The following is an 8893-nucleotide window of genomic DNA, read 5'->3' on the forward strand; positions in this document are numbered from 1 at the left end:
CGGCCGCCCCTGGAGGCCACTGTGGCTCTGGCAGAGTACGACGACCTGTTCTGGTTCCCGAGCGGCGAACTGGCCCGCAACATCGAGGCGCGGGTCTTCCTGCTGGAGTCCAACACCCTGGCCCCCCTGTTCGCAGACGCGGACGGCGACACCGAACTGCCGAACCCGCGCGCCACGGACAACGACGGCCGCCTCAAGTTCTGGGCGGAGATCGGCTTCTACTGGATCCACATCGACTCCGAGTCCTTCCGCGTGGGCGTCGGCGTCAGCGAGGAGGACGTCACCCCCGACGACGTGGCCGCCGCCATCGCCACGCACAACGCCGACACCACCGCCGTCCACGGCATCGCCAACACCGCGCTCCTGGAGACGCAGGCCGGAGCCCAGACCAAGGCCGCCGCCGCCTCCCTGGAAGCCCAGGCCGCCTCCGCCGCACAGCTCTCCAGCCACTCCGTGGACACGCAGAACGTCCACGGCATCAGCGACACGTCCAACTTGGAGACCCAGTCGGGAGCCCAGGACAAGGCCGACGCCGCCCGCGACCAGGCCATCGCCGCCGCCGAGGAAGGCGCGGGCGACGCGGTAGAGGCGCACCGCCTGGACACCACGAACGTCCACGGGATCACGAACACCGCACTGCTGGAGACGCAGGCCGGAGCGCAGACCAAGGCCAACACCGCTCGCGACGCCGCCGTGGCCACGGCCGCCGCCGACGCCACCGCCAAGGCCAACGCCGCCGAGGCCGCAGCCGCCTCCGCGCTCGCCGATCACGCGGCGAACGGCTTCGACGTCCACGGCATCGCGGACACCAGCGTGCTGGAGACGCAGAGCGGGGCGCAGACCAAGGCCGATGCCGCGCAGGCCGCAGCTCAGGCCGCCGCCGCCGCTGCCCTGGCAGGGCACGCCGCCGACACCACCGCCGTCCACGGCATCGCCGACACCAGCCTCCTCGCTTCATCTGCGGAGATCGACGCGGTCGCCGCCGACCTGGCCGCGCACGCCGCCGACACCACGAACGTCCACGGCATCGCCGACACCGCGCTCCTGGAGACCCAGGCCGGAGCCCAGGCCAAGGCCGACCAGGCGCGGGACGAGGCCATCGCCGCCAGCGGCGAAGGCGGCGGCCAGGCGCTGCTCGACCACATCGCCGACACGACCTCCGTCCACGGCATCGCCAACACCGCGAACCTGGAGACGGTCAGCGGAGCCCAGGCCAAGGCCGACGCGGCGGAGGACTCCGCGACCGCCGCCGCCCAGGCCGCGCTCGACCTCCACGCCGCCGACACCACGAACGTCCACGGCATCGCGGACACGGCGGCGCTCGAGACCGTGACCGGCGCGCAGGCGAAGGTCGACACCCACTCCGCGGACACGACCGCAGTCCACGGCATCGCGAACACGGCGAACCTGGAGACCGTCACCGGGGCACAGGCGAAGGCCGACCAGGCGGCGGCCGACGCCGTGGACGCGCACGCGCTGGAGACCCAGGACGTCCACGGGATCAGCGACACCAGCGAGCTGGAGACCGCGAGCGGGGCACAGGACAAGGCCGATGCGGCCGTCGCCGCTCACAGCGCGGACACCACGGCGGTCCACGGCATCGCCAACACGGCGCTGCTGGAGACCGTCAGCGGAGCCCAGGCGAAGGCGGACGCGGCGGAGTCGGACGCGATCGCTGCTGCTGCCACGGCGCTCGCGGCGCATGCGGCCGACACCACGGCGATCCACGGGATTACGGACACGGCCGCGCTGGAGACCCAGGCCGGAGCTCAGGCCAAGGCCGACGCGGCTCGTGACGAGGCCATCGCGGAGATGGGCGACGGCGGTCCGGCGCTGGCGGCGCACATCGCCGACACGCTCGACGTCCACGGCATCAGCGACACGTCCAACTTGGAGACGCAGTCCGGCGCGGCGGACAAGGTCAGCTTGCACAGTGCCGACACGACCGCCGTGCACGGCATCGCGAACACGGCGCTGCTGGAGACCATCAGCGGAGCCCAGGCCAAGGCCGACGCCGCGCGGGACGCGGCCATCGCCGAAGCCGCTATCGCCCCCACCCGCAAGACCCCAGCGTGGCGGCGGCCCTCCACCAGCTTCCAGTTCCAGACCGGGCACGGCTGGACGGCCAGCGGCGCCGCCTCCTCCAACCTCAACAACACGACAGCCCCGGTGCGGGGGAAGCAGTACGCGTCCATCACGACGGACACCGCCGCAGGCAGCGCGAACCTGCGCCGGTACGGCATGGCGCCGATCGACCTGACCGGCAAGGCCGTGCGCATCATCTGCCGGATCAGCGACGTGTCCAAGGTCGCGAACATCAACTTCTTCGCCGGGGTCAGCAGCCTGGCCACCTACTTCAGGTGGCGACTGTGGCAGGTCGCGGGCACCTCGCAGCTCGGCTCCTCCAACGAATGGATCACCCTCACGTTCGGGTGGGCCGACGTGAACGCAGCCGCCGGAAGCTACTCCCTGACCGCCCAGGGCCTCCCGTCCACCACCACCGGCTTCACCGATCTCCAGGTGCAGGCCATCGCCACCAGCGGCCAGTCCTTCACCCTCGACGTCCAGGCCGTGGAGTTCATCGAAGCGGCCAACGCGACCTTCCCCAGCGGGGTGGTGAGCGTGGTGTTCGACGACGGAGCCGCCTCCATCTGGGACCTGGCCCGCCCGGCCATGGACGACTACGGCTTCCCCGGCACCAACTACGTCATCGTCCAGTCCCTCGGCACCTCCGGCGTGATGACCGCCGCCCAGAACCTGACCCTCCAGAACCTCAGCGGCTGGGAGGTGGGACTGCACTCCTTCTCCACCGCCATGCACGACGCCCGCTACACCACCTACACCGCAGCCCAGGTCGACGCGGACATCCGCGCGGGCCGATCCTGGCTCGTACGCAACGGGTTCGCCGGGGAGTCCGTGGCCTATCCGGGCGGCGAGTACCAGAAGACGACCGACGGCGTAGGCATCGACGCCATCGCCTCGCGCTACTTCTCCACCGGCCGCACCATCCTCCACCAGACCGGCTTCCCCACGGAGTCCTACCCGGCGGGGATGCCCATGCGGATGCGCGCGGTGTCGTCCATCAGCTCCCTCCAGTCGGGGGCCAACAACCCGGCCAACCTCGTGGCGAGCGGCGGCCTGCTGGACCGGTGCCAGCTCGCGGGAGGCTGGCTGGTCCTCGTCTTCCACAAGATCACTGCGGGCGCGGCCACCGTCAGCACCGAGTGCTCCGAGACCGACTTCCGGCTGATCATGGCGGGCATCAACGCCCGGGGCATCCCCGTCGTGCCGGTATCCGACGTCATGCACCTGTACTCCTGAGAAGGGTGAACTCGTGACTTTGCAGGACATTGACCTCAAGTACGTGCAGGGCGTTCTGACGACCAACAAGAACGTCCGCGTCAACGGGAACCTGACCGTCACAGGCGATGTCGCCGGGTACGCCACGGACGCCGAAGTGGCCACCGTGCAGGGCAACCTGGACACCCACGCCGCCGACACCACCGCCGTGCACGGCATCACCGACACGGCCGCCCTGGAGACGCAGTCGGGGGCGACCACCAAGGCCAACGCGGGGCGGGACGCGGCCATCGCCGACGCCGCCGCCAAGTACCTCAACCGGCTCACCGGCGGCACCGTCACCGGCGACGTCACCGTGACCGGAGATCTCACCGTCACCGACGTCCTCAACGCCAAGGGCGTCACGGACTGGCTCAACGCGAAGACGTACGGCGCGGTCGGCGACGGCACGGCGGACGACACGGCGGAGATCCAGGCCGCGCTCAACGCGTGCCCGTCCGGCGGAGTGGTCTACCTGCCCAACGGCGACTACCGCACCTCCGCGCCGCTCGTCGTCCCGCCGGGCGTCACGCTGATGATGCCGCACTCCAACCTCATGCTCGTGACCGGCCTCACCGACCCGCCCTGCCGCATCCGGCCGCTGGCCGCCTTCACGGGCGCGGCCGTCATCCGGCTCCTGGACGCGGCGACCGGCGGCTACCCGGCCATCTCCGCAGAGCAGCGCCTGATCAACGTCATGATCGACGGCGACCCGTACACCGCCACGAACCTGGACGGGATCGAGGCGAAGGGGAACATCCAGAACGTCGTGATGCACGGCGTGACCATCCGGCGCATGTCCGGCAACGGGATCTACACCGGCGACAACGCCGGAGTGTTCCCCTACTCGTGGCGCATGTACCGCGTCATGATCGACAACTGCCACGCGCACGGCTACGTGTTCAACGTGATGACCGACCTGACGATGGTCGACTGCCAGGCGATCGGGAACTGGGCCAACGGGTTCCAGCTCACGAACCTGGCGAACTCCCAGATGATCGGCTGCCGGGCGGAGTGGAACGGCAACTACGGCTACCACTTCACCGGCGACTGGGGCACCGGCGCCGGGGCTGGCGCGCTGGTGGCCACCGGCTGCTCCACGGACCGCAACGGCTGGGACGGCATCCGCATCGCGACCGACGGCACCCCGCCGCTGGTGTTCTCCGGGCTGATGCTCCGGCGGGACGGCCGCAACGGCGGCGCGGGCGGCGGCGGGTACGCCGGGCTGGCCTGCTACGGAGCGTCCACGCCTGTCGCCGTGTCCGGGCTGAGCGTGTTCCCCGGCGTCGACGACAACGGCACCGGCACCTCATCCCCGCAGATCGGGGTCAACCTCCAGGACACCACGGTCGCCTTCTCCCTGGACGACGCCTACGTCCAGGCCGCGACCACTCCGATCCTCGACGACGGCACCAACACCCGCGTCCAGCTCGGGCCGAGCATCATCACCGCCACGGGCACCACCGCCGCCCCGGCCATCAGCTCCACCACCGCGTGGGGCTGGAGCGGGACCGCGACCGCGAAGCAGCCCGCCACCACCACCAACACCCTCGCGACGCAGGTCACCGGCGAGTCGTTCGACCGGTTCCGGCTGCTGGCCTCCGGCGCGATGGAGTGGGGGCCGGGCAGCGCCGCCCGCGACGTCTTCCTGGCCCGCGAGGCAGCCAACGCCCTGTCCATCACGGACGGCCTGCTCCGGGTCTACCGCTCGACCGCCGGGGGGAACGCCTTCGGCGCGCGGGTCGCCGGTGACACGGCCAGCCGGTGGTACGTCAACGCGGACGGCGCGATGTGGTGGGGCCCGGGCGGCGCGGCCGCCGCCGACACGAGCCTGATCCGCGCCGACGTCGGAGTCCTCAAGGCCAACGGCGCGATCAACCAGGAGGCGGCCACCTCCGCCCACCACGTCCGCGACGTGCGGGCCGTGGGCGACACGCAGCCGCGCTTCTACCAGCTCGCCACCGGCCAGATGTACTGGGGGCCGGGCAACGCCGCCCTGGACACGTGGCTCTACCGGGACTCGGCGGGCTCGCTGACCACCGACGGCGACTGGACCGTCAACGGGACCACGTGGGGCGACGCCGCCTACTTCAACGGGCAGGTCTCGGCGCTCTACGGCACCAACAACCGCGAGACCGCGATGCAGCCCGCCGACCGGTGGGAGACGTGCTCCCGGCTGCGGGTGGGCACGTCCTCCAGCTACACGTCGGGCCTGCTCGTGCTCGTGCCGATCTGGCTGCCGTTCGGCAAGACGATCACGCACATCAGCTTCGCGTCGGGCGGCACGGCCGGTGCGTCGCTGACGAACCAGTGGTTCATGCTGCTGACCAACAACCGGACCGCCGTGGCGCGGACCGCCGACGCGACGACCGCCGCCTGGGCCGCGAACACGGTGAAGACGCTGGCCGTCGCGCAGACCACGGCCGGGTCGGCGACCACGTACACCACCACGTACGAGGGCCTGCACTACGTGGCGGTCCTGGTCGCTGGGACCACGATGCCGTCGCTGGTGGGCGAGGGATCGGCGAACGCGATCCAGTCGGTGGCGCCTGCGTTCGGCGGGGCGAACACGGGCCTCACCACGCCGCCGACCGTGACCGGCGGGGCGTTCACCGCCAGCACCCCCAACGGGGTCGGCTATCTGTACTACGCCTACGTGACCACCAGCAACTGACCCGGCTGACTACGCTGTGAGTTCGCGCGGATGAGTGGGAGGTACCGACCGTGCCCGTGATCAACCCGACCGTCCCCGGCCCGATCCAGCCGGGCGGCGACAGTCCGTGCGCGTGGCCGCTGGACACGGCGTGCGCCCCGAACTTCCCGGACGACCCGTCCGACTGGACGCCGCAGCATGTGACGGCGGTGGAGATCGCGACGGACATGCTGTGGCGGCGGACGGCCGGGCGGTACGGGCTGTGCCCGGAGCTGATCAGGCCGTGCCGCCGGTCGTGCACCCCGGACCACCACGGCACCGGCTTCCTCTTCGATCCGCGCGGATCGTCCGCGCCGGATCAGTACGGCCGCTGGGTCGAGCACGGCTGCTCCTGCCGGACCGAGTCCTGCTCGTGTCAGCCGTCGTGCGTCATCCGGCTGCCGGGCCCGGTGAACGCCGTGGCGGAGGTCAGGGTCGACGGCCAGGTGATCCCCGCAGATCAGTACACGCTGGCGCGGCGCACCGGCTACGCCGACCTGATCCGCGCGGGCGGACTGGAGGGCCCGTGCTGGCCGACGTGCCAGGACCTGGAGAAGCCGATCACCGCAGCCGGTACGTTCAGCGTGCTGTACCTGCGAGGGAAGCCGGTCCCCGTGGCCGGCATGAGGGCGCTCGGATCGCTCGCCTCGGAGATCTACAAGCAGTGCACCGGCGCGTCCGGCTGCCGCCTCCCCGACCGCGTGAAGACGGTCACCAGGGAGGGCGTCACCTACGACATCTTCGACCCCGGCGAGTGGCTGGAGAACGGGCTTACCGGCCTGCGGGACGTGGACACCTGGCTCCGCACCGTGAACCCCAATGCCCTGATCCAGCCGTCCGCGGTGTTCAGCCTGGACCTGGACCCCGCCCCGTGGGCGCAGCACGGAAGGGAGTCCTACTGATGGCCGCCCCCGCTCCTCCGGCCCCGGAAGCGGCCGACCCGCAACTGGGGCCGCTGCTCCAGTCGTTCGTGGCGTGCGTCGCGGCGGAGCTGGCCGCCGCCGGGCGGCCGCCGTGTGCGGCGTGCCTGGTGTGGGGGAACAGCTACCCCCCGGCGGACTTCTGCGACTGCGACTGCGCGAACGGCCACGGCCAGGCGTGGGTGCGGCTGGTGCGGCTGGACCCGGCGGCGACCGGCAACCGGATCGCGATGAAGAAGTGCCAGCCGGTGCGGGTGCGGGCGTGGGTGGAGGCGGGAGTTTACCGCTGCGTGCCGACAGTCGGCCCGGACGGGAGCTCCGCCCCGACGTGCGAGCAGCGGTCGGCCGCCGCCTGGGGGTTCCTGGCGGACGCCCGCGCGCTGCGTACGGCATTCGCCTGCTGCGAGGCACTGGGCGACCGGCCCAAGGAGCTCATGTCCGAGGACCCGATCGGCAGCCTGGGCGGATGCGCCGGTGTCGCGCTCCAGTTCACCGTCGACCTGTAGCTACCCTGAGATTGCTTTGCTGCTAGGCCCGTCTTCCTTGGCCCCGATGGCCGGGAGGGCGGGCCGACCTTTATCCCCACGGTGAGACACAGGGTGTACGCACGCCGTCACTATGCGCTAATGTTGCGCCACGCCAGGACGTCGCGTCCCGGCATGACCGAGGGAGACCAAGCATGTCCGTGAGCACTCAGCTCAAGCAGACCGCCCGCGACCTGATCAGCGATCAGGACTTCGACCTGGTGACGAAGGTCGTTCTGCGCGCCAACCGAGAGAGCGGCATGGAGCGCGAGCTGGCCGAGTCCATCGTGGACGAGGCCCTGAAGTTCGAGGCCGCCTGCGCCGCGAACACCGGCGAGAAGTCGCTGAGCCCGTCGCGGCTGGTGGACGAGGGCTGGCACGCCATCATCCTGGCGACCCGCGTCAAGCAGCGCCTCGCGGCGAAGATCGGCAAGTTCAACCACCACGTCCCCGAGTTCCCCTCCGCCGACGGCGGCACCCTGGAGCGCCGCGACGACGCCGCCGTCCGCTCCATGGAGGCCATCCGCGCGGCTGGCTACCAGCCGAACGAGCTGCTGTGGACGCGGGTGATGGACGAGAACGCCGCCGTGACCGCCGACTGCATGCACACCGAGTGCCACGACGGCGGCTCCGCGTGCTCGGCGCCTCCTTCCGTGACTGGCTGAAGGTCCGTCAAGCACCGGCTAGGTTGGAGAGTTCGGGCGAAGGAGGCGGGATGCGAAGCCAGTGGATTGATCCCCGTTACGCGGAGGTCGTGGAGGTCATGGGCGATCTGCGGAGATCGGGCCGGAGGGGCGCTTGCAGTGCGTGCCCCGGCGGGCTCGGGTACACGGTGATGGTGGTCGGCAAGGACCGGAAGCCGGTCAAGACCCCGTGCCTGGTGTGCAACGCCGCCAGCTCCTGACCCGAGTTCCCCCTGCGAGGCCGTCCGCCATGAGCGGGCGGCCTCGCTCTGTACCCCTGAGGCGAGACGCGGTGAGACACAGGATTTGCGTTCTCTCGGTCACGATGCTAATCTGGTGTCACACCAGGGGGCAGGAAGCCCCCAACCGAACTCCCCGGAGGACGAAATGAACGCCACCGCCCGCACCACCCGCGCCTCCCAGGGCGAGACGGTCGTCGGCTCCGGCTGGGAGCTCCTCTACGACAAGCCCCGCCAGGGCTGCCAGGTCGGCCGCCGCCAGGGCGTCTACGCCCTGATCTGCAAGGCGCACCTCACGGTCCACCGCCTGGCCCGCCTCGGCGACGAGGGCCAGGTCCGCAAGGCCGGTGGCTGGTGCCCCGACTGCCACTAACCCATCCGCGCAGATCAGCCCCCGCCCGGCCGGGGGCCACCGAAGGAGACCAGCAAAGAATGATCCCTTTCATCCCGAGGGCCCTGCCCGCCGTGCTGGGCCCCCCGCCCCCCGCCCCGGAAC

7 protein-coding genes are annotated in these 8893 nt (G+C 71.2%); all 7 read left to right on the plus strand.

The window, feature by feature from the left end; all coding sequences use genetic code 11:
- The first annotated feature begins 21 nt into the window (after positions 1-21).
- The 7 genes from AB0M39_RS35200 (at position 22) to AB0M39_RS35230 (ending at position 8770) form a co-directional block, all read left to right on the plus strand.
- Positions 22-3321 (plus strand): polysaccharide deacetylase family protein, encoded by a 3300-nt coding sequence (locus tag AB0M39_RS35200; protein WP_365371163.1) that lies wholly within the window; start codon positions 22-24, stop codon positions 3319-3321.
- Positions 3322-3334: 13 nt separating this feature from the next.
- Positions 3335-6013, plus strand: coding sequence for a glycosyl hydrolase family 28-related protein (locus AB0M39_RS35205; RefSeq protein WP_365371166.1), 2679 nt, complete (start codon positions 3335-3337; stop codon positions 6011-6013).
- Positions 6014-6063: 50 nt separating this feature from the next.
- Positions 6064-6933, plus strand: coding sequence for a hypothetical protein (locus tag AB0M39_RS35210; protein ID WP_365371169.1), 870 nt, complete (start codon positions 6064-6066; stop codon positions 6931-6933).
- A complete protein-coding gene (locus tag AB0M39_RS35215; RefSeq protein WP_365371172.1) occupies positions 6933-7457 on the plus strand; it encodes a hypothetical protein in 525 nt (174 codons plus the stop codon). Before AB0M39_RS35210 ends, AB0M39_RS35215 begins: the two co-directional genes overlap by 1 nt.
- 173 nt (positions 7458-7630) lie before the next feature.
- A complete protein-coding gene (locus AB0M39_RS35220; protein ID WP_365371174.1) occupies positions 7631-8140 on the plus strand; it encodes a hypothetical protein in 510 nt (169 codons plus the stop codon).
- A 50-nt stretch (positions 8141-8190) separates the two neighbouring features.
- A complete protein-coding gene (locus tag AB0M39_RS35225) occupies positions 8191-8379 on the plus strand; it encodes a hypothetical protein (protein WP_365371176.1) in 189 nt (62 codons plus the stop codon).
- A gap of 166 nt (positions 8380-8545) precedes the next feature.
- Positions 8546-8770: a hypothetical protein gene (locus AB0M39_RS35230; RefSeq protein WP_365371179.1), complete on the plus strand. Its 225-nt coding sequence runs from the start codon at positions 8546-8548 to the stop codon at positions 8768-8770.
- Positions 8771-8893 lie beyond the last annotated feature (123 nt).

The organism is Streptomyces sp. NPDC051907, from assembly GCF_040681075.1.
GTDB lineage: Bacteria > Actinomycetota > Actinomycetes > Streptomycetales > Streptomycetaceae > Streptomyces.

Excerpts from the sequence above, each read along its gene's own strand:
- AB0M39_RS35225 (WP_365371176.1), top strand. The coding sequence starts at position 8,191 with ATGCGAAGCCAGTGGATTGATCCCCGTTACGCGGAGGTCGTGGAGGTC.
- AB0M39_RS35220 (WP_365371174.1), top strand. The coding sequence starts at position 7,631 with ATGTCCGTGAGCACTCAGCTCAAGCAGACCGCCCGCGACCTGATCAGC.
- AB0M39_RS35215 (WP_365371172.1), top strand. The coding sequence starts at position 6,933 with ATGGCCGCCCCCGCTCCTCCGGCCCCGGAAGCGGCCGACCCGCAACTG.
- AB0M39_RS35230 (WP_365371179.1), top strand. The coding sequence starts at position 8,546 with ATGAACGCCACCGCCCGCACCACCCGCGCCTCCCAGGGCGAGACGGTC.